Genomic DNA, 24,946 nt, shown 5'->3' with positions numbered 1-24,946 from the left:
ACCCGATTACGTCTCACATAGATCCATTTTACATTTTGAGAAAGATTAGCTACAACATTTAAGAACCTATTGAGACTGATTCGAGGATTTGAGACATGCTGATCGGCTATGCCCGTACCTCTACGTTAGACCAGAAGGCAGGACTTGAGGCCCAGGAACGCGACCTACGGCAAGCAGGCTGTGAAAAGCTCTTTGTAGAGCAAGTATCCTCTGTAGATATGAGAAGCCGTCAGAAGCTCGCTGACGCTCTAGACTTCATCCGTGAGGATGACACGTTGATCGTCACTAAGCTTGATCGTCTCGCCCGCTCCGTTGCTCACCTACATGAAATACTGGCAACCATCCAAGCCAAGGGTGCTGCACTCCGTATCCTGAACATGGGGATAGACACTGGTACCCCTACCGGGAAGCTCATGCTCACTCTGTTGGGTGGTGTAGCTGAGTTCGAACGGGAGATTATGCTAGAGCGTCAAAGAGAAGGCATCGCTAAGGCTAAGGCAGAGGGTAAGTACAAGGGCCGGAAGCCTACCGCCATGGGTCACGCCCAGCGCGTCCAGCAGCTACACAGTGAAGGAATGAAGCCCAACGCTATCGCTGAGACAATCGGTATCAGTCGCGCTAGTGTCTATCGTTGCCTTCAAGAGTAAGCGCCTATGAGTCAATGATTTCACTTGACGCAGTTGTAGATTTTTGAGCGGGGGATTCGTCTAGGGTCCCCCCTAATTATTTCAGAACGATTCGCTTCGGTCCGGGTACCCCTACCGATTTCCAAAATAAAAAAATTTCTATCCGTTAGGAGTTCATTCTCCAAGGCTCTCTCGGAATATACAGGACCTGCAAAAACCCTCAGCACATGATCGAGAGACTATCTCCTTAGAGGAATGTTGGAAGCCCTTACTTTCATTGCCGCATCAGGAACCCCCGCTTCGTCAAGCTTCTGCACGATAGCCTCCCTAATTGGTTCTGGATTATCAGTAGGCCCAATGATTATTTCATAGAGAAGTTCATGCAGTTCAGAGTTAATGTGCCCTTGCTCAGGATAATTCTGTAGCGGGATTTTATGAATCACCTGCGGAACTCCCCCGATAACCTCTATTGATGAAACTATCTTATCCGACTTCCAGACGGTAGGGGAATAGAGCACCCTCCACTCACGTTCCTCTGCAAATCCCGGATGCTTGGTCGAAAGGGCGGTAAAATGCATCAGATTGAAGATCAATTTACGGACACCAACAACGCCAATTTGTTTAGCTAATTCAATATTTTGCTCGAATGAGTCCACCATGCGGGAGAACTCCCGAAGGAATTTTTCTCGTCCTGCGTAGAGAACCGGACTGGTAAAAGCGTTAAGGGCATTAGTCTCGTTCAAAAACGGGTCATTATTGAACACAAAAGCAACGTTCGGATTTCCGCCGTACGCCCTCCACATAGACAACCTACCATATTCATCCTCCTCACGCTCCGCGTCACCATGTTCACTAATAGATACCATATACGTTTGAGCCGCTCGATCTTCGTAGAATGAATCGATTCTTCCTAAAACTTCGTCGTAGAGACTATTCCCGACTTGATTCAGAAGAAAGTCAAGCCTTCCTCCTACAGATTTCTCGCTTATGGCCTCACGAATTCTTTCATGCCCATATTCAACCTCTGAAAAATCGTTCATCAGCACGGCATTTCGCATCCAGACAGATTTTTTTCGATTATCTGAAGGGCCGCATAAGCACTGGTGTAGTGAGAAAATTTGGTGTTTTGCTTTCTTGCATTATCTACTCTCTCCCTCGAATATAGAAATATCTGTTTGGAGAAAGTCTCAAACGCCGATGCCGTCAAGTTCATGCTAGACACCCGAAAATCCACTGATTGCGAGAGAATACCGCACGGTTGCGGCAACGGGCAAATTCATTCATTTCAGTGAGAGCCATTGTTCACCGCAACCTACCGGCATCGCACCTCCCCCTTGTTGTAGGAAGAAGGCACACCCCTGCTAAGGGTGCAGACGGGGAACCGTTTCGAGGAACTGGCTAACGTCTCAACGTGTGTGGTGTGAACGTGTGTGGTTAGCGTGTGTGGTCAATGCTGTGTAAACCACTGATATATATAGCTTAAGTGTGGCTGGCGGAGACGAAGGGATTCGAACCCTCGAGACGGTTCCCCGTCTGCACCCTTAGCAGGGGTGTGCCTTCGACCACTCGGCCACGTCTCCGTCGCCCCGTATATGGGGCAGGGATCGAGGAAACAAGGGCTTTTTCGGTCAGCGGATTCAGGCAGGCAGCAACCGAAAATTTCCGGGAAACATGCAGAACCCGGCACGGACTTCCCCGCGCCCGTCGGGGCGCGAAAGCGTTAGATCTCAGCGCGCAATGCGTTTTTCGGACGCTTTTCCGGCGCCGCATCGCGGCCAAGGTGAGCATTCCTGCCGCATCCCTCGTCCCCGGATGCAAGGCGATGCCGTGGGGCTTGCCCTTTGGGCCGCATCGGCGTCCCATGGGGAAGAATCGGCAGAACGGAGCAAGGCGGCAAGCCCGAAAGGCATGAAATGAAGCAATCCGGCGATCGCAACGCGCCCCTGTCCCGGCCAATGTCGCTGACGCAGGAGCATGTGACCCTGACCATCAGGCCCGAACCCGATCTGGGGCCGGAGCCGGGATGGCGGCCAATGACGCCGGAGGAGATCGACACGCTTGCCCGCGAATATCATGAGGAACTGGGCGACGATCCGCTCTGGGTCTTTGCCTATGGCTCGCTGATCTGGAAGCCGGATTTCGACGCGGTCGACCATTGCCGGGCCAGCGCTTATGGCTGGCACCGCTCGTTCTGCCTCAAGATGCACCGCTGGCGCGGTTCGCCCACGCAGCTTGGCCTGATGATGGCGCTGGAACGCGGCGGGCGCTGCGACGGGGTGATCTATCAGGTCCGTAACGGCGACCGCCTCGCCCAGATCCGCCGGATGATGACGCGCGAGATCCGGTTTCACGACAATATCGACATGGTGCGCTGGATCCCGGTCCATACCGCGCGCGGCAGGATGCGGGCGATGGTTTTCTGGGCCGGCCCGAGGGGAGAGCGGATCCTGAGCCGCCTGCCCCTCCACGAGGTCGCGCATATCCTTGCCCGTGCCTGCGGACCTGCGGGATCCTGCGCGGAATACCTGTTCAACACGGTCCTGCATCTGAAGGAATTCGGCATCCATGACCGGAACCTGTGGACCCTGCAAAAGCTGGTCGCCGACGAGATCGAGGCCCTGCATTCGGACACCTCCCGGCAGGCCGCGGAATAGGAAACGGGCCGCCTTGCGGGCGGCCCGTTCCGGTCAGTCGAGAGGCTTCAGCCCGGCCTCGATCCGGGCGCGGCTGCCCTCGAGGAAGGGCGGCAGCGACAGGCTTTCGCCCAGCGTCTCCATCGGCTCGTCCACGGCAAAGCCCGGATCGTCCGAGGCCAGCTCGAACAGGTTGCCACCCGGCTCGCGGAAATAGAGCGAGCGGAAGTAATAGCGCTCGACCTCGCCCGAACTGGGGATGCGCAGCTCGTTCAGCCGCTTGGCCCATTCGTGGATCGCGGGCTTGTCGGGCACGCGGAAGGCGACGTGATGAACCCCGCCTGCCCCCTGCCGTGCCACCGGCAGATCCGGCTGGACCGCGACATGCAACTCGGCCGAGGGGCCGCCGGCGCCCATCTCGAAGACATGCACGCTGCCCTGCCCGTCCGGGCTGGCATATTCGCGCAGCTTGCGCATGTTCAGCACATGGGTCAGCACGATCCCGGTCGGCGCAAGGTCGGGGACCGAAATGGTGATCGGACCAAGCCCATGGATCTGGTGCTGGGCCGCGACGGGGCTTTTCGCCCAAGGATTGCCGGTGCTACCCTCGGCGTCAGCCGTCAGGCGAAAGCGCTGCCCCTCGGGATCCTCGAAATCGAGGGTGGTGCGGCCGTCGAATTCCGCGATCTTTCCGACCGTCAGGCCATGATCTCCGAGGCGGCCGGCCCAGAAATCGAAGCTGTCCTTGCCGATGCGCAGCCCGGTGCGGCTGATCGAATGCGTGCCGCGGCGTTCGGGCGCGGCGGGCCAGTCGAAGAAGGTCAGGTCGGTGCCGGGCTGGGCAAGCCCGTCCGCGTAAAACAGGTGATAGGCGCTGGTGTCGTCCTGATTGACGGTCTTCTTCACCAGCCGCATCCCCAGCGTCTCGGTGTAGAAACGCTTGTTCTCGCGGGCCTGGGCGGTGATGGCCGTCAGGTGGTGAATTCCAGTGAGATCCATGGCGGGCCTCCTTTCTCTGACACCGAATATCGGGTGGGTCCGGCGTTTCCGCCACAAGGGCGAATGCGAACCTTGCGTTCGCGCAGAGCGAACGGCAAAGGCTTGCGCCGCGTCGCCTGCGGTCTATCTTCGGGATCATGCGCTATGATCTCGACGACCTCCAGACCTTCCTGACCGTGATGGAGCTTGGCACCGTGACCGCGGCCGCCGCGCGCCTGAACTTGTCGAAATCCGTGGTCAGCAAGCGCATCACCGACCTCGAGGCGACGCTGGGGGCGGCGCTTTTCCGTCGCAACGCCGGCCGCATCACCCCGACCGAGGCAGCGTTGCGGCTGGCCGAACGCCTGCGCCCCGCCCTGCAAGAGTTGGTGGCGGCGGCGGAAAGCACGGCATGGGACATGGACGGGATCGCGCCGCTACGCGGCACACTCTCGATCTCGGCGCCGATGAGTTTTGGCGTCCTGCATCTTGGCCCGATCATCGCCAGCTTCGCCGCGCGGAACCCCGAACTTGAGATCACCGTCGATTACGACGACCGCACGCGCGATCTGGCGCGCGAGGGTCAGGACATCGGCATCCGCGTCGGAAAGACGCGCGACAAGGCGCTGATGCAGCGCAAGCTCTGCGAGGATGAAAGCGTCGCCTGCGCCAGCCCCGCCTATCTTGCCGCGCATGGCGAGCCTCAGACGCTGACAGACCTGCGCAACCATCAGGTCATCGGCTACAGCCACATGCCGAACAGCCAGCTCTGGCAATTTCAGGAACGCGACCGCTTCGTTTCGCCGCTGGTCGAGGGGCGCATCTCGCTGAACAATGGCGAGGCGATCCGCGACATGGCGATTGCCGGGCTGGGGCTGGCGATGCTGCCGGGCTTCATCGTCTCCGCCGCCATCGCTGATGGACGCCTGAAGCGCGTCCTGACCCGTTTCCCGACCAGACGGCTGCCCATCGTCGCCGTCTGGCCCCCCGTCACCCCGATGCCGGCCAAGCTGCGCCGGTTCATCGACCACGTCGCGGCCGAGCTGAAGGAACCGCCATGGCAACCGGCCGCCGACACATCCCCGAGGACATCATGAAGAAGATCGGCTTCCTTTCATTCGGCCATTGGTCGCCCGAGGCCCCGTCGGGCACGCGCACCGCGCAGGACGTCCTGCTGCAATCCATCGACCTTGCCGTCGCGGCCGAGGAGCTGGGCGCGGATGGCGCCTATTTCCGCGTCCACCATTTCGCGCGGCAACTGGGCAGTCCGTTTCCGCTGCTGGCCGCTGTGGGCGCACGGACGAAAACCATCGAGATCGGCACCGCCGTCATCGACATGCGCTATGAAAACCCGCTTTACATGGCCGAGGACGCGGGCGCGGCCGACCTGATCTCGCAGGGGCGGCTGCAACTGGGGATCAGCCGCGGCTCGCCCGAGCAGGTGATCGACGGCTGGCGCTATTTCGGCTATCAACCTGCCGAGGGCGAAAGCGATGCCGACATGGCGCGCCGCCATGCAGAGGTGTTCCTCGACGTGATCCAGGGCCACGGCTTCGCGCAGCCGAACCCGCGCCCGATGTTTCCGAACCCGCCCGGCCTTTTGCGGCTGGAGCCGCATTCCCCCGGATTGCGCGACCGGATCTGGTGGGGCGCCGGATCGAACGCGACCGCCAGATGGGCCGCGACGCTGGGCATGAACCTGCAAAGCTCGACCCTGAAGGATGACGAGAACGGCAAGCCCTTCCACGTCCAGCAGGCCGAGCAGATCCGCGCCTATCGCGAGGCCTGGGCCGAGGTCGGGCATGAGCGCGCGCCGCGCAGCTCGGTCAGCCGCTCGATCTTTCCGATCATGGACGATCGCGACCGGATGTATTTCGGGGGTGGCGGCAAGGAAAGCGACCAGATCGGCATGATCGACCAGACCCGGTCCATCTTCGGGCGCGGCTATGCGGGCGAGCCGGACAAGCTGATCGAGGAGCTGCGCGGGGATGAAGGCATCGCCGAGGCCGATACGCTGCTGCTGACCGTCCCGAACCAGCTTGGGGTCGACTACAACGCCCATGTGATCGAGGCGATCCTGCAACATGTCGCCCCGGCGCTTGGCTGGCGCTGAGCCCCTGATCGCGCCCCTTGCGTTCATAGGCTATGCAAGGGGCTTCGCTGCGCTAGTCTGGCGGTGAAAAGCATGAGCGGGGAATCCCAGGCATGGCAGTAACCGAGGCCGCGGCGGATGCCGCACATTATTCCGGCACCAGCATCGACAGCGTCGTCATCCTGCTTGCCGCCGCGGTGATCGCCGTCCCGATCTTTCGCAAGCTCGGCCTCGGCTCGGTGCTGGGCTATCTGGCGGCGGGGCTCGCCGTCGGGCCTTTCGGCCTCGGCCTCTTTCACGATCCGCAATCGGTCATCCATGTCGCCGAGCTGGGGGTCGTGCTCTTCCTGTTCATCATCGGGCTCGAGATGCAGCCCTCGCGCCTCTGGGCGATGCGGGGCGAGATCTTCGGCCTCGGCTTCGCGCAGGTGCTTTGCGCAATGGGGCTTCTGACCTTCGTGGGCCTCGCCCTCGGGTTTCCCATCGCGGCAAGCTTCGTCTCAGGCACCGGGTTCGTCCTGACCTCGACCGCGATCGTCATGCAGGTTCTGCAGGAGCGGAATGAGATCTCGCTGCCCGGCGGGCGGAGGATCATCTCGATCCTGCTCTTCGAGGATCTGGCCATCGTCCCCCTGCTGGCACTGGTCGCCTTCCTCGCGCCGGGCGGCGAGGAGGTGACGCTTTCCGCGCGCTTCCTCAGCATCGCGATCGGCCTTGGCTGCATCGCCGCGCTGGTGGTGGCGGGGCGCTATCTGCTGAACCCGATGTTCGGAATGCTCGCGCGCTTCGGCGGACGCGAGGTGATGACGGCGGCTGCCCTGCTGGTCGTGCTGGGCGCGGCGGTGCTGATGGAGGCGGGCGGGCTTTCGATGGCGATGGGGGCCTTCCTCGCCGGGGTGCTGCTGTCCGAAAGCCATTTCCGCCACCAGCTCGAGGCCGATATCGAGCCGTTCCGCGGCCTTCTGCTGGGCCTGTTCTTCCTTGGCGTCGGCATGGCGCTGGACCTCAATATCATCGCGTCGAACTGGGGCCTGATCGCGATCTGCGTCCCGGCCTACATGCTCCTCAAGATGCTGGTCATCTATGTCGTGGCGCGGCTCTGGAAGGCCGATACGCGCGAGGCGCTGGAGCGCGCGGTCCTGATGGCGCAGGGGGGCGAGTTCGCCTTCGTCCTCTATGCCAGCGCCATGTCCGCCGGGATCATCTCGGCCAAGGACAATGCCGTCCTGACCGCCATCGTCATCGTCTCAATGGTGCTGACGCCGCTGATGATGATCCTCCACGACCGGCTCACGCCCGAACTGGTGCCCTCGCTCGACGGGGTCGAGGCGGCGGACGGCCTCAGCGCCCGCATCCTGATGATCGGCTTCGGCCGGATGGGGCAGATCATCAGCCAGCCGCTGATCGCGCGGGGCCATTCCATCTCGATCATCGAGAAGGATCCCGACACGATCCGCAATGCCGACGAATTCGGCTTCAAGATCTGGTATGGCGACGGCGCACGGCTGGACGTCCTTCATGCCGCAGGCGCGGCCGAGGCGAGCCTGATCATCGCCGTGGCCGGGGACAAGCACGCGGTCACGCGCATCACCGAGTTGGTGAAAGAGGAGTTTCCCCTCATCCCCGTCCTTGCCCGCGCCTTCGACCGCGAACATGCGCTGGAACTGGTCAAGGCGGGCGCGGACTACCAGATGCGCGAGACGCTGGAGAGCGCCTTCGCCATGGGGCGGGAGGCGCTGCTGCAACTGGGCGAGACGCCCGAGGAGGCCGACGAGGTCATCGAGCAGATCCGGGGCCGCGACCTGACCCGGTTCCAGATGGAATGCGTCGGCGGCCTTTTTGCGGGTCGCGACCTGATCCTCGGCAACCGCCCGTCAAACTAGGCGCGCCCGATATCAATCACCCAGATCGGGGCGGTGGCCGTGATCGGCAGGCCGACATCCCTGCCCTGAACAAGGATCGCGTCGAGGGCGGAGAGCGAGAAATCCTCGCGCCCGAGGCTCAGATCGGTCGCCTCGGTCGCAAGCAGCAACCGCCAGTCCGCCATCCCCGGCCCGGCTTCGCGTTGGCGGGACACGCAATGGCCGAAGGCACCGCGACGGGTCATCACGTTCAGGTCGGTGATCGGACTGCCGGGCAGACGCGCCGTGACCGCCACATCCGCCGGAAAGGACAGCGGCGCGCCCTCGGGGGTCAGGTGCCGGGGCGTGCCCTCGGCAATGCTCAACTCGATCCCGTCGCCGCCCAGCACGGCCAGCGTCCGGTCGATGCCGGGAAAGATCGAGAAGGCGCCGTCTTCGACCACGGCCGCCATGCTGACCCGCCAGCCGAAATCGCCAAGGTCGGCACCCTTGGGGTAGATCGCAACCTCGGTCGTCTCGCCCCGGCCGTTCTTCCAGGGCATCCGGCGATGATCGCCGGCGCGCAGGACTGTAATACTCATGTCTTTCCACTCTCCGGTTGTGCCCAGCGATAGCCGATGCCGGGCTCGGTCAGGATCAGGGACGGTCGCGCCGGGTCCGCTTCCAGCTTCTGGCGCAACTGTCCGATAAAGACCCGCAGATAGGGCACATCATCCACATGTGCCGGTCCCCAGACCTGTTGCAGCAGGCGGCGATGCGTCATCACCCGCCCCGCGTTCGAGGCCAGCACCGCCAGCAGGTCGAATTCCTTTGGCGTCAGGCGCAGCTGTTCGCCGTCGCGGGTGACCTGATGTGCGTCGAGGTCGATGACCACGCCATCCTGGCTGATCACCTCGACCCGCGAGGAGCGGCGCGGCCGCAGGCCGACGCGCAGCCGGGCCAGAAGCTCGCCGATGGCGAAGGGCTTGGCGACGAAATCATCGGCGCCGAGGTCCAGCGCCATGATCTTCTCCATCTCCTGATCATGGGCCGAAAGCACGATGACCGGCAGGTCCGAGCGCAGGCGCAATCGCTCGATCACCTCCTTGCCGTTCATGTCCGGCAGGCCAAGGTCGAGGATCATCAGGTCAGGCTCCTGCGCGGCGATGCTGGCCAATGCCTCGCTGCCATTGCCGGCCAGCCGCGTCTCATATCCCGCCGCCATCAGCGCATGGCCCAGGAAGCGCTGGATCTGCGGTTCGTCATCGACGATCAGGATGGTCTGCCGCGTGGTCATGCCCCTTGCTCCTTCGGAACCGGCAGCCGGATCTCCAGCACGGCGCCGCCAAGGGCCGAATGGCTGGCCGCGATCGTGCCGCCGAAGGCCAGCGCGATCCCCTTGCTGATCTGAAGCCCGAGGCCGGTCAGTTGCGGCCCCACCGTCATGCTGTCCGACGCGAGCCATTCGCCGATCGGGCCGGGCAGACCGCGGCCCCGATCCGTGACCGACAGGACCAGCACCCGGCCGGTGCCCGGCTCTGCCCCTGCCGGCGCTGCCTCGACGGTGCCGGCGACGCGGATCACGCCGGGCGCGTATTTCACCGCGTTCTCGATCAGGTTGAAGACCGCCTGCTCCAGCAGCCCGGCCTCGGCATGGATCATCGGCAAGGGCGGGATCGCATCCTCGATCCGGGCATCCGGCCATGCCCGCCGCGCCCTGTTGACGGCGGCCAGCGCCGCGTCGCCCGCATCGACCCAGGTGCTATGGACCTCGACCCCGGCCTGAAGCCGGGTCAGTTGCAGCAGCTTCTCGACATAGCGGGCAAGGCGCTCGGCCTCCTCCTCGATCGCGGCCAGCAGGTCGTCTTGCGCCTCGGGCGACAGCGTCCCGCCAAGCTGGCGAAGCGTGGTGACCGATCCGAGGATGGTCGCAAGCGGCGTGCGCAGATCATGCGAGAGGGAGGCCAGCAGGGCCGCGCGCAACTCCTCGCTGGTGGCGCGACGCCGCTCGGCCGCGGCCCGCTCGGTCAGGGCGAGGCGCTGCAGCGCCTGCGTTATCTGCCGCATGATCACGGCAATGACCTGATCGCGCCAGCCATGATTGCGCCGGTCGGCTGGAATGCGTGCGTGGCCAAGCACGATCGCGTCCTTCCGTTCGGTCCCGCCATTGACCGGATAGAAGGTCAGGCGCGATCCGCTCCATCCCTGGGCCGAGGCGAATTCGGGCCTCCCGCGCCGCCAGGCATTGTCCGCGGCCTCAAGCTCGCTCGCTTCGGGCAGGTAGCCTTCGGGAACCGCGGCCAGAAGGCGCAATTGCCCGTCGACCGGGCCAAGGGCCAGCGCCGGTCCCATCGACAGCGCGTTCAGGTGCCGCACCGCGATTCGGGTCACATCGGAGGGGGTCGCGGCCCCCGCCAGTTCGGTCGAGACCTGCGACAGCACCTCCAGCGCCGCGGCGCGAGCCTCGGCCGCATCGACCTGCTCGCGCAGCCGGCCCGAGATCAGCCCGGTGATCGAGGCCGCCAGCAGAAACACCGCCAGCGTGATCAGATCCTGCGGCTGGGCGATGTGCAGGGTGAAATGCGGCTCGACATACATGAAGTTGAAGCCTGCAAGCGCGCCAAAGGCGCTGGCAATGCCGATCCAGAAGCCGAAACCCGCCGCATTGATCAGAACCGCGGTCAGAAACAGCAGGATGGCGATGGATTCCGGCAAGACCTGCCGCGCCGATCCGACCGTCACCGCGATCACCACCAGAATGCTCGCCGCACCCAGAAAGCCGCCAAGGCTGGGGGCGGTCATCCAGCGGCGGTCATCCCTGAACTGGGCATCCTTGAATTGGGCGGTATCCACTTGGTTCATAAAAGGATTCTGGGTTCATGCCGTGGCGGTTGTCCATCGCCTTTATGGAAACTTTACGCACAGGTCCGAAATCGCAGGCGAACCTTTATGCTGCTCTGCGGCAATGTCCCGGCTCGGCGGCGACTCGCCCTTGGACAGGAAGCATGAAATGGCAGCTCTGGATACTCACATTTCCGAGGCCGAACCACGACGCGCGGGAATGCTCTCGCTTTCCCTCGCGGCGATCGGGGTGGTTTACGGGGATATCGGGACCTCGCCGCTTTATGCCTTCCGCGAGGCGATGCTGGCCGCCGGCGCCAGTCACGGGGGCGTCACCCGCGCCGATGTGCTGGGCGTGCTGTCGCTGATCGTCTGGGCGCTCATTCTGGTCGTGACGGTGAAATACGTCCTGATCCTGATGCGCGCCGATAACGAGGGCGAGGGCGGCACGCTCTCGCTGCTTGCGCTGGCGCAGCGGGCGATGGGGCGACCCAACATGACGATCATGGTCCTCGGCATGATCGGGGCCGCGCTGTTCTACGGCGATGCCGCGATCACGCCCGCGATCTCGGTCCTTTCGGCGATCGAGGGGCTGAAGCTGGTCACGGACGGGGTCGATCCCTTCATCGAGCCGCTGGCAATCGTCATCATCATCTGCCTTTTCCTTGTCCAGAACCGGGGCACCGACGCGGTCGCGCGCTATTTCGGCCCGGTCACCCTTGTCTGGTTCATCGTCATGGCGGCGGGCGGTTGCCGCTGGCTTGCACAAGATCCCGAAGTGCTGGCGGCGCTGAACCCCGTCCATGCGCTGAGCTTCGTGGTCGGGAACGGCCAGCTTGGGCTGATCGTGCTGGGGGCCGTCTTTCTTGCCGTCACCGGGGCCGAGGCGCTTTATGCCGATATGGGCCATTTCGGGCGGAAGCCGATCCAGATGGCGTGGATCTTTGTCGCCTTCCCCGCCTTGCTGCTGACCTATTTCGGTCAGGGCGCCTTGCTGCTTTCGAACCCCGGTGCCATCGCCAACCCGTTCTATCTGCTTTTTCCCGGCTGGGCGCTGCTGCCGGTCGTGATCCTTGCGACGCTGGCCACGATCATCGCCAGTCAGGCGGTCATCACCGGGGCCTATTCGCTGACCCAGCAGGCCGTGCAACTGCATCTGCTGCCGCGAATGAAGATCCGCCACACCTCGGACGAGCATCAGGGCCAGATCTACATGCCCGGCGTCAATCGCTGGCTGATGTATGCGGTTCTCGCGCTGGTGGTGATCTTCGGCTCGTCCTCCAGCCTCGCCTCGGCCTACGGGATCAGCGTGACCGGCACCATGGTCGTGACCGCGACGCTGGCGATGATCGTCGCGCATAAGCATTGGAAGCTGCCGCTCTGGCTGTCGATCGCGATGATGCTGCCCTTCCTTTTGCTGGACCTCGTCTTTCTGGGTGCGAACCTGATGAAAATTGCCGATGGCGGCTATGTGCCCCTCGGGATCGCGGCGGCCGCTCTGGTGGTGATGCGAAGCTGGATGCGCGGCACCGCAATCGTCGCCGCCAAGGACCACGAGGCCGAACTGCCCCTCGACACGCTGCTCCGGCAGATCCAGAAATCCGGCTCGATCAGCACGGTGCCGGGGACGGCGGTGTTCCTGACCTCGACCCCCGACCTGACGCCCGGCGCGCTTTTGCACAGCCTCAAGCACTTCAAGTCCCTGCACGAGCAGAACGTGATCCTGACCATCACCACCGCCGATGTCCCGCGCGTGCCCCCAAGCCGGCGTGTGCATATGGAGGAGCTGAACGACCGCTTCCGCCGGGTCGAGCTGCGCTATGGCTATGCCGAGGATCCCGACGTGCCGCAGGCACTTCTGGAATGCCGGCGTCAGGGGTGGAAGTTCGATATCATGGCGACCTCGTTCATCCTGTCGCGCCGCCGCATCCGCATCTCGACCCATAGCCGCGTGCCGGTCTGGCAGGCCAACCTGTTCATCGCGCTGTCCCGGAACGCCGCCGCGGCCTCCGACTATTTCCGCATCCCGGCCGGTCGCGTGGTCGAGATCGGAAGCCAGATGAACATCTAGCGGAAGAAGCGCGCCACCACCGGCGCAAGCAGGATCACCAGCACGACTCTCAGCAGATGGTGGCTGACGACATAGGCCAGATCGGCCCCGGCGATGATGGCGATGACGATCATCTCGGCCTGACCGCCGGGCAGGAAGGCAAGGAAGGCGTCGAGGCCGGGGGCAAGGCCAAGCTGGACGATGACCTCGATGAAGGCGAGGCTGATCGCCGCCAGCACCAGCGAATAGACCAGCCCCGCCGTGACATGCAGCCGCAACTCGCGCGGGGTGATGCCGACATATTTCGCGCCGATCGAGATACCGATGAAATATTGTGCCGCCTGGATCATCTCGGCCGGGGGCCGGTGCTGGATCAGTCCCGAAAGCGACAGGGCCGCGGTCAGGACCATCGGACCAAGGATCGAGGCCCCGAAGAGGTTGAGGCGCTCGGCCAGTTTCCAGCCGGCGATGCCGCAGAAGATCATCAGCACCAGCTCACGCAGCGCGACCGAGGCCATGGGCTGGCCCGGCGGCTGTGACAGATCCACCGACCAATAGGTCGACATGATCAGCGGCGCGACCGTGACGATGACCAGAACCCGCGTGGCATGGATCAGCGACAGCGCGCGGATGTCCCCACCCGCCTCCTCGCCAAAGACCAGCATGTCCTGAAGCCCGCCCGGCATCGCGCCATACCAGGCCGTCGCGTGGTCGAAGCCGAAGGCGCGGCGCAGCAGCGGATAGCCGACCAGCGCGATCACAAGAATGAAGATCGGGACGAACACCAGCGACAGGGCGATGTCGGGCAAACCACCAATGACCTCGGGAGTGATCGAGGAACCGACCGCGACGCCGAGGACCGTGCGCATCAGCACCCCGAACCAGCCCATGTCGGCCAGCGGCGCCCCGGCCAGGGCCGCGATCAGGCAAGCGAGCATCGGTCCCAGCAGCAAGGGCAGCGGCAGGCCGAGGGTCAGGAACAGCGCGCCTCCGGCAGCGGCAAGGGCGAAAGTCAGCAGACGTCGGGTGGTGAGGGTCATCGGCAATCCAGCAGAAGGCGCGCCGCCTTGTCCCGTGGCAGGCCGGCGATGTCAAATCCGCCCCTCGACGCCGCCACCATGAGAAATTATCTATGATTCATGGCCGATGAAACGCTGACCTCCCGAATTGCCCGCGCGCTTGCCGATCGTATCATCCAGGGACAGATCGCCCCCGGTGAAAAGCTGCGTCAGGACCATATCGCCGCCGAGTTCGGTGCAAGCCACGTCCCCGTGCGCGAGGCGCTCCTGCGGCTGGAAGCGCAGGGCCTGACGGTCAGCGAGCCGCGCCGGGGGATGCGCGTGACCAGCTTCTCGATCGACGAGCTGCGCGAGGTGGCCGAGATGCGCTCGGCGCTGGAATCGCTGGCGCTGCGCCATGCCGCGCCGCATATGACTCCGGTGATTTTGGCCGAGGCCGAGACTGCGGCCCGTGAGGTCGATGATGCCGGCAGCGTCCGCGAATGGGAGGCGGCGAACCGCCGCTTTCACCGCCTGATCCTCGCCCCCTGCGGGATGACCCGGCTGATGTCGACGATCGACGACCTGCACGCCGCCTCGGCGCGGTTCCTGTTCGCCGCCTGGCGTTCGGATTGGGAATCGCGGACCGATCACGACCACCGGGCCATTCTGGCCGCGCTGAGGCGCGGGAACGTCACCTCGGCCTGCGCGACGCTCGCCCGCCATGTCGGCTGGATCGGAACCCGGCGGATCCCGACCCAGAACGGCACGATGCGCGAGGCCTATTCGATCTCGGGCTAGATGATCTTGGGCTAGGCGATCCGGGCGACCGGTGCGCCAAAGCCCAGCACCTTGCCCGCCTCGGCCAGTTGCTCCAGCCGGCCGGCGCGATGCGCCTCGATGCGGGTTTCCATCTTCATCGCCTCGATGACGGCGATGACCTGCCCGGCCTCGACCTCGGCCCCGTCCTCGGCCTGCCAAAGCGTCAGCGTGCCGGCGACCGGAGCGCCGATCACCGCCTCATCCGCTTCGGGGGCTGCATCCTCGGGCAGCGCAGCCCCGCCCGCAGGCAGCGCCGCAAGCAGGTTCGCCGGCAGGCCCAGCTCATGCCGCTTGCCGTCGATCTCGACCGCAAGGCGCAGCATCCGCGCCGGGGCGGCAGGGGTGACACGGGCATGGGGTTCCATCGCGGCGGCCAGCGCCTCGGCGAAATCGGTCTCGATCCAACGGGTATGGACGCGGAAATCGCCATTTTCGGCGCGGAAATCGGGCTCATCCAGCACCGCCTGATCGAAGGGCAGGACCGAGGCCACGCCTTCGATCCTGAACTCGCGCAAGGCGCGCGCGGCACGGGCCAGCGCCTCCTCGCGCGTCGCGCCGGTCACGATCAGCTTCGCCATCATGGAATCGAAGCTGCCCGGCACGACCGAGCCGGAAACCACGCCGCTATCGAGGCGGATGCCCGGCCCCGAAGGCGCGTCAAAGACCTCGACCGGCCCGGGAGTGGGGAGGAACCCCCGGGCCGGGTCTTCCGCATTGATGCGGAACTCGATCGAATGGCCGCGCGGCTCGGGCACGGTCTCATCCGCCAGCCGCGCGCCCTGCGCCACGCGGATCATGCCGCGAACAAGGTCGATGCCGGTGGTTTCCTCAGTCACGGGATGCTCGACCTGAAGCCGGGTATTCACCTCGAGGAACGAGATCGTGCCATTCCCGGACAGCAGAAACTCGACCGTTCCCGCGCCGGAATAGCCGGCATGGGCGCAGATCGCGCGCGCGGCCTCGTGGATGCGGGCGCGCTGCTCATCGGTCAGGAAGGGGGCGGGGGCCTCCTCGACCAGCTTCTGGTTGCGGCGTTGCAGCGAACAGTCGCGCGTGCCGATCACCTTGACGGTGCCGTGGCGGTCGGCCAGCACCTGCGCCTCGATATGGCGGGGGCGGTCAAGGAATTGCTCGATGAAGCATTCGCCGCGGCCGAAGGCGGTCAGGGCCTCACGCGTGGCGGATTCGAACAGCTCCTCAACCTCTTCCAGCCGCCATGCCACCTTCATGCCGCGACCGCCGCCGCCAAAGGCGGCCTTGATGGCGATGGGCAGGCCGTGTTCCTTGGCGAAGGCCAGCGCCTCGGCCGGGGTTTCGACCGGGCCGGGCGTGCCCGCGACCAGCGGCGCGCCGACGGCCTCGGCGATGCGCCGCGCCTCGATCTTGTCGCCCAAAGCCTCGATGACCGATGGGTCGGGGCCGATCCAGATCAGCCCGGCCTCCTGCACCGCGGCGGCGAAATCGGCGCGTTCCGACAGGAACCCATAGCCCGGATGGATGGCATCCGCCCCGGCCTCACGCGCGATGGCGATGATCTTTTCGGCGTTCAGGTAGCTTTCGGCGGGCTTCTCGCCGCCAAGGGCATGGGCTTCGTCCGCCATACGCACGAACAGGGCGTCGCGGTCGCTGTCGGCATAGATGGCGATCGCGGCAATCCCCTCATCCCGGCAGGCGCGGATGATGCGGACGGCGATCTCGCCGCGATTGGCGATCAGCAGGCGGGTGATGGGGCGGTCGGGACCGGTGGCGAAAAGGGTCATGCGGACCTCGCAGGGGTAATCGGGGCAAAATCTTGGGCGGCGGTAAAGCGGATGCGCGCGCCGGGCGGGATCTGGCCTGCCAGATCCAAAGCCTGCGGCAACAGGGTCGCAATCACCGGATAGCCGCCGGTCAGGGGATGGTCGGCCAGAAACAGCACCGGCTGGCCGGAATGCGGGATCTGGATCGCGCCGGTCTCGGTCCCTTCCGAGGGCAGTTCCAGCGCATCCTCGCGCGTCATCGGCTGCGCCCCTTCAAGGCGGATGCCCACGCGCGAGCTTTGCGGCGTGACCAGCCATTCCTGCGTCAGGAAATGCGTGATCATCTCGGGCGTAAACCAGTCGGCGCGCGGGCCAAGCGTCACGGGCAGCTCGACCAGATCGCCCGGCTTCGGCAGCGTGGGCTGGTCCTGCACCTCGGCCACCGCCACCGCCGGGCGATACGCGCAGGCCAGCGCCGCGCCGGCTTTCAGCGGATCGGGGCCGACAAAGGCCAGCGTATCGGTCGCGGCAGAACCCAGCACCGGGGCGACATCGAAACCGCCCCGCAAAGCCAGATAGCTGCGCATCCCCGCTTCGGGCGGCAGGATCGTGACCTCCTCGCCCGCATCCAGCGCAAAGGCCGGACCGGCGGGTTGGGGGATGCCCGCGATGCTGGCCGTGGCTGCGCCACTCAGCGCCAGCGTCACCGGCTGGTCGGCGCGCAGCTTGACCGGGCCAAGGGTGATCTCCAGCACCGGCGCATCGGAAGGATTGCCAACAGCGCGGTTCGCGCGATGCAGCGCGCCCATGTCCAGCGCGCCCGAGGCCGAAACCCCCTGCCCGCCCTGACCCGGCCGCCCCTCGTCCTGAAAGACGATAGGAAAGGCCGAGGAGAGGATCGTCAGCGCGGGTTCGGCAACCGGCGCGGGAATGGCGGTCGAAGGATGGATCTCCGCCTCCCCCTCGACAAAGCGGGCGCGCACGCCCGGGCGCAGCAGCGCGGGCGGATCTCGGCTCAGATCCCACATCGGAACCTTCGTCGTGCCGATCAGCTGCCAGCCGCCGGGCGTCTCTTGCGGATAGATGCCGCAGAAACGCCCCGCCAGCGCGACCGAGCCCGCCGGGATGCGCGTGCGCGGCGCAGGACGGCGCGGCAGGTCGAAACGTGCATCGTCGCAGGTCATATAGGCAAAGCCCGGCGCGAAGCCGCAGAAGGCCACCTGCCACGTCGTCGCCTGATGGGCCGCGATGACCTCGGCCACGGTCAGGCCCATATGACGGGCCACATCGTCCAGATCCTCGCCCGAATAGGTCACGGGGATTTCGACCGTCTCGACCGGGCCTTCCTCGCGCCGGGTGCCGGGCGCGGGTTGGCGCGCCATTACCTGCCCGGCCAGCCCGGCATCGGCGGCAAAGCCCGCAGCCATGCGGATCATCAGCGTCCGGGCGGCGGGCACGATCTCGGCCACGCCTTCGATCGGCTCGGCCAGCAGCGCATCGAAGAGCGCGAGCGTCTCGTCCAGATCGGCGAGTTCGACCAGAACCGTGCGCGGACCGACGGGCAGGAACCTCATGCTCATACCTGCCACTGCGTATCGGGCACGTCGGTGATGAACATGTGGCCCGGCGCATGGGTGATGGCAAAAGGCGGTTTCGAGGCCATGACCGCCGCCTGCGGCGTCACCCCGCAGGCCCAGAAGACCGGAACCTCACCCTCATTGATCTGGACCGGGTCGCCGAAATCGGGCTTGCCGAGATCGGCGATGCCCAGAGTCTCGGGCGATCCGATATGGACCGGCGCGCCGTGGACGGCGGGAAAACGCGCGGTGATGGTCGCGGCCTCGGCCACGCGGTCGGCGGGAACCGGGCGCATCGAGACGACCATCTGCCCGTGCAGACGTCCCGCTGGGCGGCAGGGGCGATTGGTCAGATACATCGGCACGTTGCAGCCCTGCGCGACATGACGCACCTCGATCCCGGCCTGCATCAGCGGCGTCTCGAAGGTGAAGGAGCAGCCGATCAGGAAGGTCACGAGGTCGGAATGCTCGGCCCAGGCTTCGGTCGCGTCGGCCAGTTCCTCGGTCAGCACCCCGTCGCGCCAGACGCGGTAGAGCGGCAGGTCGCTGCGCAGATCGGCCTCGGGCGCAAGCGCGGTGCGGTGGCTGCCGGGATCGGTCACGTCAAGGACCGGGCAGGGCTTCGGGTTCCGCTGGCCGTAAAGCAGAAAATCCCATGCCCAGTCGCGCGGCAGCGAGATCATGTTGCATTGGGTAAAGCCCGGGGCCATCCCCGCGGTGGGCGCGACAAGACCCTTGCGGCATTCGAGGCGGGCGGCGGCAGCAGCGGCGGGATCGGGACGCAGCATCAGCGGGCCTCCACGAAGGAGGTGATCGCGACGCCGGCCTTGACCAGCTCCTCGCGGATGCGGCGGGCCATCCCGACCGCGCCGGCGCTATCGCCATGGACGCAAATGCTGTCGGCGGCGAGCTTCAGGGTCGAGCCGTCGATGGCCTCGATCACGCCCTCGGTCGCGAGGCGGACCATGCGGGCGGCAACCAGTTCCGGGTCATGCAGCACCGCACCCTTTTCGCGGCGCGAGACAAGCTGCCCCTCGGGCGTATAGGCGCGGTCGCCGAAGGCTTCCGCCACGGTGCGCAGGCCCGCGGCCTCGGCGCGGGCAAGGATCGGCGCCCCGGCCAGTCCCATCAGCACCAGCGATGGGTCGATGGCCTTGATGCCCTCGATCACCGCATCGGCCTGCCGGGCGTCATTGGCGATGGTGTTGTAGAGCGCGCCGTGGGGTTTGACATAGGTGACGCGCGTTCCGACCGAGGCGGCAAGACCCTGCAATGCCCCGATCTGATAGATCACGTCGGCGGTCAGCTCGGCCGAGGTCACGTCCATCGGACGCCGCCCGAAACCCACGCGGTCGGGATAGGACACATGCGCGCCCACCGCCACGCCCCCGGCCACGGCACCGCGCAGCGTCGCAAGGATCGTCAGCGGATCGCCGGCATGAAAGCCGCAGGCGACATTGGCCGAGCTGACGATCGCGAGCATTGCCGCGTCGTCGCCCATCTGCCAGGCGCCATAGCCTTCGCCAAGATCGCTGTTGAGGTCGATGGATCGGGTCATGCTGTCCTCCGTAATATCAGGAAGGCGGCGACCGGGACCGGTCGCCGCCATTGTGTCATCAGGCGCCGAGGAAGGCAAAGATCGGGCCGACCGACTTGATGCCCATATACCAGGTCAGCGCACAGACGATGGCCGAGAGCGTCAGCAGCACCCGGTTATAGACATGGCCGCCCATCAGGTCGGGCCGGGCAAAGCCGACATAGGTAAAGATGGTCAGGCCGATGGGCAGGATCAGCCCGTTGAAGCCGCCGACAAAGACCAGGATCGCGGCGGGCGCCGTGCCGATCAGCATGTAGACCACCAGCGAGAAGGCGATGAAGATCACCGTCGCGATGTTGCGGGTCCGCTCGCTCAGCGTCGAAAAGACGTTGAGGAAGCTGACCGAAGTATAGGCCGCCCCGATGACCGAGGTGATGGCCGCGGCCCAGAGGACCACGCCGAAGATGCGCATGCCGGTATCACCCAGCGCGGCGGCGAATGCCTGCGCGGCGGGGTTGGCGGCCTGGCTCGACAGGTCCAGCGTCACGCCCGAGGCGACGACGCCCAGGATGGCCAGGAACAGGATGAAGCGCATGAGGCCGGTCACCGCGATCCCGGTCAGCGAGGCGCGGGTGACGGCGGCAAGGTTCTGCTCGCCCACGAGGCCCTTGTCCAGCAGGCGGTGCGCGCCGGAATAGGTGATATAACCGCCCACGGTGCCGCCGACGATGGTGGTGATGGTCGGGAAGTCGATCACGTCGGGCATGACGGTCTGGCGCAGCGCGTCGCCCACCGGCGGGTTCGAAGTGATGGCGACCACCAGCGTCATCAGGATCATCAGGATGCCAAGCCCGATCAGCGAGCGGTCGAGCAGCAGCCCCGCGCGTTTCGACAGAAAGACGCCGATCGCCAGCAGGGCCGAGATCCCGCCACCGATCTTGGGATCAAGGCCGAACATCGCGTTCATGCCAAGGCCCGCGCCCGCGATATTGCCGATATTGAAGGCAAGGCCGCCGATCAGGATCAGCACCGCCAGCAGGTAGCCCGAGCCGGGGATCGCCGCATTGGCCGTCTCGGACGCATTGCGGCGCGTCAGGGCGGTGATGCGCCAGATGTTCAATTGCACCACGAAGTCGATCACGATCGAGGCGAGGATGGCAAAGGCGAAGGCCGCGCCCAGCTTCTGGGTGAAGGTGGCGGTCTGGGTGATGAAGCCGGGGCCGATGGCCGAGGTGGCCATCAGGAAGATCGCTGCAAGGAAGCCGCCGCGAAGGCTGGCATTGGCAGCGGTTGGAGCGGAATCGCTCATCTGACATGCTCCTGCTGGAATGGTCTGGATGACGGAAGTTTGATTTTCGCATGACGGTCAGTCAACGATTATCTTACATTCATACATAGACTGTTGAACAATTCAATATTTCGAATTGGACAATCTGCGCGGTTGATAGGCAGGATATGTAGGTTTGCACCCTGCATCGGCAGGTCATCAACCTGATTTCATTGCACGGGCGTGGCTTGCCTGCGCCCCGCCGCTCGGACAAGATACACCCCACCTGAACGGAAACCTACATGTCTGCAGAACCCAGCCTGACCGAAGAAATCGCCTCGCGGCTGCGCGATCAGGTGACGGGGGGCAAGCTGATTCCCGGCCAGCGGCTGTCCGAGGCGCGGCTTGCGGCCGATCTCGACATCTCGCGCAATACCCTGCGCGAGGTCTTTCGCCTGCTCACGCGCGAGGGGTTGCTGCGGCATGAGCCCAATCGCGGCGTTTTCGTGGCCGTGCCTTCGATGGCGTCGATCCTCGACATCTATCGCGTCCGCCGCCTGATCGAGGTTCCGGCGCTGGCGCAGGCCTGGCCGCGGCATGAGGGGGTCGGCCGGATGCGCGCCGCGGTCGAGGAGGCGCAGCGCCTGCGCGAGGTCCGCGACTGGCGCGGCGTCGGCAGCGCCAATATGGAATTCCACGCAGCGATCGTCTCGCTCAGCGACAGCCCGCGCCTCAATGATTTCTTTGCCCAGATCATCGCCGAATTGCGGCTGGCCTTCGGGCTGCTCGACAGTCCCGAACTGCTGCACGAGCCCTATATCGACCGCAACGACATGATCCTTGCCCGGCTGGAATCGGGCGATGCCGCCGGCTCCTCGGCGATGCTGGACGAATATCTGACGCAATCCGAGCGCGTGGTGCTGCAGGCCTTCGCCCGCCTCGGGTAAGGCTCAGCCCGTCAGGCTGCGGCAGGTCCGGGCGATGCGCCTGATCCCCTCCTCGATCTCGCGCGCCGCGATCGAGGAATAGGCGAGGCGATAGAAGCCGGCCCCAGCCTCGCGCCGGCGAAAGAACGGGCGGCCCGGCTCGATCAGCACGCCCTGCGGTTTCAGCGCACGCGCCAGCACGTCGCTGTCCAGCCCCGGCGGCACCTTCAGCCAGAAGCTTGAGCCGCCGCCGCAGCCATCCATCCCGATATCGAGCCCGTTCAGCGCCAGCGCCGCCGCCGCGACCTGCCGCCGCTCGGCATAGGCTTCGCGCATCCGCTTCAACTGGCGGTCGTAGTGACCCAGCGACAGGAAATAGGCCATGGTGCGCTGCACATGGCCAGGCGGGTGGCGCAGCATCATCCCGCGCCGCGCCCGCGCCTCGGCCACGAAGGCGGGATCGGCGACGATATAACCCAGCCGCAGCCCCGGAAACACGGATTTCGAGAAGGAGCCGATATAGATCACCGAGCCGCTGCGATCCATCGCCTTCAGCGCGGGCGAGGTCGCGCCCTCGAAGCTGATCTCGAACTCATAATCATCCTCGACGACGCAGAAACCCCGCCCCTCGGCCAGCCGCAGCAGCGCTTCGCGCCGCGCGCGGGGCATGGTGCGGCTGGTCGGGCATTGATGGCTGGGCGAGGCGAAGACGACCGAGATGCCCGGCGGAATCGCCTCGGGCGGCAGGCCGCCCGCGTCGATGGGCACCGGCAGCGCCTCGGCATCATGGGTCGCAAGGATCTCGTGCAGGCCGGGATAGCCCGGCTCCTCCATCGCGCAGGAGACGCCGCGCTTCAGGAGGATGTCGCAGATCAGCCACAGCGCGTTCTGCGCCCCCATTGTCAGCAGGATCTCCTCAGGCCGGGCCCTTATGCCGCGCCGGGGCAGAAGGTGGCGGATGATGAAGTCGATCAGCTCGGGGTCATCGCCGTCATACTGGTCATCCGAAAGCGCGCCCAGATCGCGGCGACCCAGCGCCCGGAGCGCGCATTCCCGCCACGCCGCGTGGTCGATCAGCCGGTCATCGGTCTGCCCGTAAAGGAAGGGATAGGGATAGCTGCGCCAGTCGGCCGGGCGATCCTTGCGCCGCGCCGCAAGGCTGCGCCCGTCGAGCAGCCTGGCCCAGTCGAAGCGCGGGGCATCGGGGGCGGGATCGGGGCTGTCCGCCAGATCCTCGACCCGGACCGAGATGAAGAAGCCCGACCGCCCCCGCGCCGAAAGATAGTCGGTCGCCACCAGATCGCCGTAAGCCTGCGTGACCGTGATCCGCCCCACCCCCAGATGCGCGGCCAGCGCCCGGCTTGACGGCATCCGCTCGCCCGGTCGCAAGCGCCCCTCATGCACCGCCAGAACGATCTGCCGCCGCAATTGCAATTGCAGCGGCAGGTGTGAGCTGCGGTCGATCAGGAACGTCTCGGGCGGGATCTGCATGGGGGCCTTTCGTATCGGCCCCCATCCTGCCCTATCCAAAGACCCGAGTCAGCGCCCCGTCGATCGCATTGGTCAGCGCGTCGATGTCATCGGCGGTCGAGATCAGCGCCGGCGACAGGCACAGCGTATTGTTGAACCCCGGCACCGAGCGGTTGGTCGCCCCGATGATCACGCCCTGCGCCATGCAGTCGGCGACAACGGCCTGCACCTTCTTCTCGTCCGCGGGCTCCTTGGTGGCGCGGTCGGCGACCAGTTCGGCGCCGCAGAACAGCCCCTTGCCGCGCACGTCGCCGATCACGCCATGTTGGTCCATCAGCGTGGTCAGGTTGTCCATCAGCCGGTTACCCATGGCGATGGTGTTTTCCAAGAGCTTCTCGTCCTCGATGATGCGCATGTTCTCAAGCGCGGCGGCCGGACCCGAGGTGCAGCCCCCGAAGGTCGAGATGTCGCGGAAATAGCCCATCGGGTCGCTGGCATCGTCCTTGAACATGTCAAAGACACGCTCGGTCGTGACCGTGCAGGAGATCGCGGCATAGCCCGAGGCGACGCCCTTGGCCATGGTGACGAAATCCGGCTCGATCCCGTAATGCTGATAGCCGAACCAGGTGCCAGTGCGGCCGACGCCGCAGACGACCTCGTCGATATGCAGCAGGATGTCGTATTTGCGGCAGATCTCCTGCACGCGCTGCCAATAGCCCTCGGGGGGGGTGATGACGCCGCCGCCTGCCGTCACCGGCTCCAGCACGATGGCGCCGATGGTGTCGGGGCCTTCGCGCAGGATGACTTCCTCGATCGCGTCGGCCGCGCGTTCGCCGTAATTCTCGACATCCCATTGCTTGCGGTATTCAAGGCAATGCGGCACGCGGACGAAGCCGTCGGGATAGGGGCCGTATTGCATCGCGCGCTGGTCCTGACCCGAGGTGGCGAGCGTGCCGATCGTGGTGCCGTGATAGTCGCGGTCGCGATACAGGATCTTCCACTTCTTGCCGCCATAATGGCGCGCGGCGATCTGGCGCACCATCTTGTAGACCTTCTCGTTCGCTTCCGATCCCGAGTTAGAATAGTAAACCCGCGTCATGCCCGGCATCTTGGTGATCAGCTTTTCGGCGAAGAGCGCACCCGGCACGGTCCCGGCCGCGCCCGCGTAATAGTTCAGCTTCACCAGCTGGTCGCGCACGGCATTGGCGATGCTTTCGCGGCCATAGCCCACATTGACCGTCCAGACCCCGCCCGAGACGCCGTCCAGGAACTCGCGTCCCGTGGCGTCCCAAAGACGCATGCCCTTGCCCTCGACAAAGACGCGCGGGTCGATGGTTTCATATTGCTTGTGCTGGCTCAGGTGGTGCCAGACATGGGCCTTGTCCGCGGCGATGACCGGGCTGAGGTCGTTCATTTTGGGCCTCTGACGATAGGAGGGGAGGGAATCCTTTGCCCGCCGACATTACGTCCGCGCGCGCCGCCGCAATAGAGCCAGTCTTGCCACATCTATGGATCCAGTTTGTCGCACTGGACAGGATGGCCGGGCTGG

Annotated in this window: 21 protein-coding genes and 1 tRNA gene; 8 read left to right on the top strand and 14 right to left on the bottom strand. The window is 65.2% G+C overall.

The annotated features are described in order from the left end of the window. The first annotated feature begins 95 nt into the window (after positions 1 to 95). Positions 96 to 647 carry a recombinase family protein gene (locus VNQ78_RS11775; RefSeq protein ID WP_325689899.1) on the top strand — a complete coding sequence of 184 codons (552 nt, stop codon included), beginning with the start codon at positions 96 to 98 and terminating at the stop codon, positions 645 to 647. Between the two features lie 218 nt (positions 648 to 865). On the opposite strand, the gene VNQ78_RS11770 is transcribed toward VNQ78_RS11775, so the two are convergent. Together VNQ78_RS11770 and VNQ78_RS11765 are read right to left on the bottom strand one after the other, a co-directional pair. Next, the gene (locus VNQ78_RS11770) at positions 866 to 1,666 is read right to left on the bottom strand and encodes a DUF2971 domain-containing protein (protein ID WP_325689897.1); all 801 of its coding nucleotides are present in this window, start codon (positions 1,664 to 1,666) and stop codon (positions 866 to 868) included. A gap of 450 nt (positions 1,667 to 2,116) precedes the next feature. Then, positions 2,117 to 2,206 (bottom strand) — tRNA-Ser (locus VNQ78_RS11765). Positions 2,207 to 2,539: 333 nt separating this feature from the next. Between VNQ78_RS11765 and VNQ78_RS11760 the strand changes: the two genes are divergently transcribed. Next, positions 2,540 to 3,280, top strand: coding sequence for a gamma-glutamylcyclotransferase (locus VNQ78_RS11760; protein WP_325689895.1), 741 nt, complete (start codon positions 2,540 to 2,542; stop codon positions 3,278 to 3,280). 33 nt (positions 3,281 to 3,313) lie between these two features. On the opposite strand, the gene VNQ78_RS11755 is transcribed toward VNQ78_RS11760, so the two are convergent. Then, complete coding sequence (locus VNQ78_RS11755) at positions 3,314 to 4,258, bottom strand: ring-cleaving dioxygenase (protein WP_325689893.1); 945 nt, start codon at positions 4,256 to 4,258, stop codon at positions 3,314 to 3,316. Positions 4,259 to 4,395: 137 nt separating this feature from the next. Here VNQ78_RS11755 and VNQ78_RS11750 point away from each other — a divergent pair, with 137 nt between their 5' ends. The 3 genes from VNQ78_RS11750 to VNQ78_RS11740 all read left to right on the top strand — a co-directional run bounded on the left by VNQ78_RS11750 (position 4,396) and on the right by VNQ78_RS11740 (position 8,212). Beyond that, positions 4,396 to 5,334, top strand: coding sequence for a LysR family transcriptional regulator (locus VNQ78_RS11750; RefSeq protein ID WP_325689891.1), 939 nt, complete (start codon positions 4,396 to 4,398; stop codon positions 5,332 to 5,334). Continuing rightward, positions 5,331 to 6,350 (top strand): LLM class flavin-dependent oxidoreductase, encoded by a 1,020-nt coding sequence (locus VNQ78_RS11745; RefSeq protein WP_325689981.1) that lies wholly within the window; start codon positions 5,331 to 5,333, stop codon positions 6,348 to 6,350. Before VNQ78_RS11750 ends, VNQ78_RS11745 begins: the two co-directional genes overlap by 4 nt. A 92-nt stretch (positions 6,351 to 6,442) precedes the next feature. Continuing rightward, the gene (locus VNQ78_RS11740) at positions 6,443 to 8,212 is read left to right on the top strand and encodes a monovalent cation:proton antiporter-2 (CPA2) family protein (RefSeq protein WP_325689889.1); all 1,770 of its coding nucleotides are present in this window, start codon (positions 6,443 to 6,445) and stop codon (positions 8,210 to 8,212) included. Here the strand turns inward: VNQ78_RS11740 and VNQ78_RS11735 are convergent. The 3 genes from VNQ78_RS11735 to VNQ78_RS11725 are packed head-to-tail and all read right to left on the bottom strand — an operon-like array spanning position 8,209 to position 11,032. Continuing rightward, complete coding sequence (locus tag VNQ78_RS11735; protein WP_325689887.1) at positions 8,209 to 8,772, bottom strand: HutD family protein; 564 nt, start codon at positions 8,770 to 8,772, stop codon at positions 8,209 to 8,211. The two genes, VNQ78_RS11740 and VNQ78_RS11735, sit on opposite strands and share 4 nt — an antisense overlap. Continuing rightward, on the bottom strand, positions 8,769 to 9,467 hold the full coding sequence (locus VNQ78_RS11730) for a response regulator (protein WP_325689885.1): 699 nt from the start codon (positions 9,465 to 9,467) through the stop codon (positions 8,769 to 8,771). Before VNQ78_RS11730 ends, VNQ78_RS11735 begins: the two co-directional genes overlap by 4 nt. Then, positions 9,464 to 11,032, bottom strand: a complete 1,569-nt coding sequence (locus VNQ78_RS11725; protein ID WP_325689883.1) for a DUF4118 domain-containing protein — start codon at positions 11,030 to 11,032, stop codon at positions 9,464 to 9,466. Before VNQ78_RS11725 ends, VNQ78_RS11730 begins: the two co-directional genes overlap by 4 nt. A gap of 148 nt (positions 11,033 to 11,180) precedes the next feature. Between VNQ78_RS11725 and VNQ78_RS11720 the strand changes: the two genes are divergently transcribed. Continuing rightward, positions 11,181 to 13,082 (top strand): potassium transporter Kup, encoded by a 1,902-nt coding sequence (locus VNQ78_RS11720; protein WP_325689881.1) that lies wholly within the window; start codon positions 11,181 to 11,183, stop codon positions 13,080 to 13,082. On the opposite strand, the gene VNQ78_RS11715 is transcribed toward VNQ78_RS11720, so the two are convergent. After that, positions 13,079 to 14,101, bottom strand: coding sequence for an AbrB family transcriptional regulator (locus VNQ78_RS11715; RefSeq protein WP_325689879.1), 1,023 nt, complete (start codon positions 14,099 to 14,101; stop codon positions 13,079 to 13,081). The two genes, VNQ78_RS11720 and VNQ78_RS11715, sit on opposite strands and share 4 nt — an antisense overlap. Before the next feature lie 99 nt (positions 14,102 to 14,200). On the opposite strand from VNQ78_RS11715, the gene VNQ78_RS11710 reads away from it, so the two are divergent. Further along, entirely contained in the window at positions 14,201 to 14,860 is a 660-nt protein-coding gene (locus VNQ78_RS11710) for a GntR family transcriptional regulator (RefSeq protein WP_325689877.1), read from the top strand. A gap of 11 nt (positions 14,861 to 14,871) precedes the next feature. Here the strand turns inward: VNQ78_RS11710 and VNQ78_RS11705 are convergent, their stop codons facing one another. From VNQ78_RS11705 to VNQ78_RS11685, 5 genes are read right to left on the bottom strand one after another with little or no spacing between them, the layout of a single operon-like run. Further along, positions 14,872 to 16,641 carry an acetyl/propionyl/methylcrotonyl-CoA carboxylase subunit alpha gene (locus VNQ78_RS11705; protein ID WP_325689875.1) on the bottom strand — a complete coding sequence of 590 codons (1,770 nt, stop codon included), beginning with the start codon at positions 16,639 to 16,641 and terminating at the stop codon, positions 14,872 to 14,874. Beyond that, positions 16,638 to 18,194 (bottom strand): urea amidolyase family protein, encoded by a 1,557-nt coding sequence (locus tag VNQ78_RS11700; RefSeq protein ID WP_325689873.1) that lies wholly within the window; start codon positions 18,192 to 18,194, stop codon positions 16,638 to 16,640. The genes VNQ78_RS11705 and VNQ78_RS11700 overlap by 4 nt, the downstream gene beginning before the upstream one ends. A 2-nt stretch (positions 18,195 to 18,196) precedes the next feature. Further along, the gene (locus VNQ78_RS11695; protein ID WP_325689979.1) at positions 18,197 to 18,988 is read right to left on the bottom strand and encodes a putative hydro-lyase; all 792 of its coding nucleotides are present in this window, start codon (positions 18,986 to 18,988) and stop codon (positions 18,197 to 18,199) included. Next, positions 18,985 to 19,755 carry a 5-oxoprolinase subunit PxpA gene (locus VNQ78_RS11690; RefSeq protein WP_325689871.1) on the bottom strand — a complete coding sequence of 257 codons (771 nt, stop codon included), beginning with the start codon at positions 19,753 to 19,755 and terminating at the stop codon, positions 18,985 to 18,987. The genes VNQ78_RS11695 and VNQ78_RS11690 overlap by 4 nt, the downstream gene beginning before the upstream one ends. Before the next feature lie 58 nt (positions 19,756 to 19,813). Further along, positions 19,814 to 21,043 carry an NRAMP family divalent metal transporter gene (locus VNQ78_RS11685; protein WP_325689869.1) on the bottom strand — a complete coding sequence of 410 codons (1,230 nt, stop codon included), beginning with the start codon at positions 21,041 to 21,043 and terminating at the stop codon, positions 19,814 to 19,816. 260 nt (positions 21,044 to 21,303) lie between these two features. Here VNQ78_RS11685 and VNQ78_RS11680 point away from each other — a divergent pair, with 260 nt between their 5' ends. Beyond that, positions 21,304 to 21,948, top strand: coding sequence for a GntR family transcriptional regulator (locus VNQ78_RS11680; RefSeq protein ID WP_325689867.1), 645 nt, complete (start codon positions 21,304 to 21,306; stop codon positions 21,946 to 21,948). 3 nt (positions 21,949 to 21,951) lie between these two features. On the opposite strand, the gene VNQ78_RS11675 is transcribed toward VNQ78_RS11680, so the two are convergent. Together VNQ78_RS11675 and tpa are read right to left on the bottom strand one after the other, a co-directional pair. Beyond that, on the bottom strand, positions 21,952 to 23,418 hold the full coding sequence (locus tag VNQ78_RS11675; protein ID WP_325689865.1) for a PLP-dependent aminotransferase family protein: 1,467 nt from the start codon (positions 23,416 to 23,418) through the stop codon (positions 21,952 to 21,954). 31 nt (positions 23,419 to 23,449) lie between these two features. Continuing rightward, positions 23,450 to 24,811, bottom strand: coding sequence for a hypotaurine--pyruvate aminotransferase Tpa (gene tpa, locus VNQ78_RS11670; protein WP_325689863.1), 1,362 nt, complete (start codon positions 24,809 to 24,811; stop codon positions 23,450 to 23,452). Positions 24,812 to 24,946: the final 135 nt, after the last annotated feature.

It is taken from the genome of Paracoccus sp. (in: a-proteobacteria), from assembly GCF_035556475.1.
GTDB lineage: Bacteria > Pseudomonadota > Alphaproteobacteria > Rhodobacterales > Rhodobacteraceae > Paracoccus.
Note: the sequence above shows the minus strand (reverse complement) of the source record. Positions and strands in the feature narration are given on the sequence as shown.

Excerpts from the sequence above, each read along its gene's own strand:
- VNQ78_RS11775 (WP_325689899.1), top strand. The coding sequence starts at position 96 with ATGCTGATCGGCTATGCCCGTACCTCTACGTTAGACCAGAAGGCAGGA.
- VNQ78_RS11770 (WP_325689897.1), bottom strand. The coding sequence starts at position 1,666 with ATGAACGATTTTTCAGAGGTTGAATATGGGCATGAAAGAATTCGTGAG.
- VNQ78_RS11760 (WP_325689895.1), top strand. The coding sequence starts at position 2,540 with ATGAAGCAATCCGGCGATCGCAACGCGCCCCTGTCCCGGCCAATGTCG.
- VNQ78_RS11755 (WP_325689893.1), bottom strand. The coding sequence starts at position 4,258 with ATGGATCTCACTGGAATTCACCACCTGACGGCCATCACCGCCCAGGCC.
- VNQ78_RS11750 (WP_325689891.1), top strand. The coding sequence starts at position 4,396 with ATGCGCTATGATCTCGACGACCTCCAGACCTTCCTGACCGTGATGGAG.
- VNQ78_RS11745 (WP_325689981.1), top strand. The coding sequence starts at position 5,331 with ATGAAGAAGATCGGCTTCCTTTCATTCGGCCATTGGTCGCCCGAGGCC.
- VNQ78_RS11740 (WP_325689889.1), top strand. The coding sequence starts at position 6,443 with ATGGCAGTAACCGAGGCCGCGGCGGATGCCGCACATTATTCCGGCACC.
- VNQ78_RS11735 (WP_325689887.1), bottom strand. The coding sequence starts at position 8,772 with ATGAGTATTACAGTCCTGCGCGCCGGCGATCATCGCCGGATGCCCTGG.
- VNQ78_RS11730 (WP_325689885.1), bottom strand. The coding sequence starts at position 9,467 with ATGACCACGCGGCAGACCATCCTGATCGTCGATGACGAACCGCAGATC.
- VNQ78_RS11725 (WP_325689883.1), bottom strand. The coding sequence starts at position 11,032 with ATGAACCAAGTGGATACCGCCCAATTCAAGGATGCCCAGTTCAGGGAT.
- VNQ78_RS11720 (WP_325689881.1), top strand. The coding sequence starts at position 11,181 with ATGGCAGCTCTGGATACTCACATTTCCGAGGCCGAACCACGACGCGCG.
- VNQ78_RS11715 (WP_325689879.1), bottom strand. The coding sequence starts at position 14,101 with ATGACCCTCACCACCCGACGTCTGCTGACTTTCGCCCTTGCCGCTGCC.
- VNQ78_RS11710 (WP_325689877.1), top strand. The coding sequence starts at position 14,201 with ATGGCCGATGAAACGCTGACCTCCCGAATTGCCCGCGCGCTTGCCGAT.
- VNQ78_RS11705 (WP_325689875.1), bottom strand. The coding sequence starts at position 16,641 with ATGACCCTTTTCGCCACCGGTCCCGACCGCCCCATCACCCGCCTGCTG.
- VNQ78_RS11700 (WP_325689873.1), bottom strand. The coding sequence starts at position 18,194 with ATGAGGTTCCTGCCCGTCGGTCCGCGCACGGTTCTGGTCGAACTCGCC.
- VNQ78_RS11690 (WP_325689871.1), bottom strand. The coding sequence starts at position 19,755 with ATGACCCGATCCATCGACCTCAACAGCGATCTTGGCGAAGGCTATGGC.
- VNQ78_RS11685 (WP_325689869.1), bottom strand. The coding sequence starts at position 21,043 with ATGAGCGATTCCGCTCCAACCGCTGCCAATGCCAGCCTTCGCGGCGGC.
- VNQ78_RS11680 (WP_325689867.1), top strand. The coding sequence starts at position 21,304 with ATGTCTGCAGAACCCAGCCTGACCGAAGAAATCGCCTCGCGGCTGCGC.
- VNQ78_RS11675 (WP_325689865.1), bottom strand. The coding sequence starts at position 23,418 with ATGCAGATCCCGCCCGAGACGTTCCTGATCGACCGCAGCTCACACCTG.
- tpa (WP_325689863.1), bottom strand. The coding sequence starts at position 24,811 with ATGAACGACCTCAGCCCGGTCATCGCCGCGGACAAGGCCCATGTCTGG.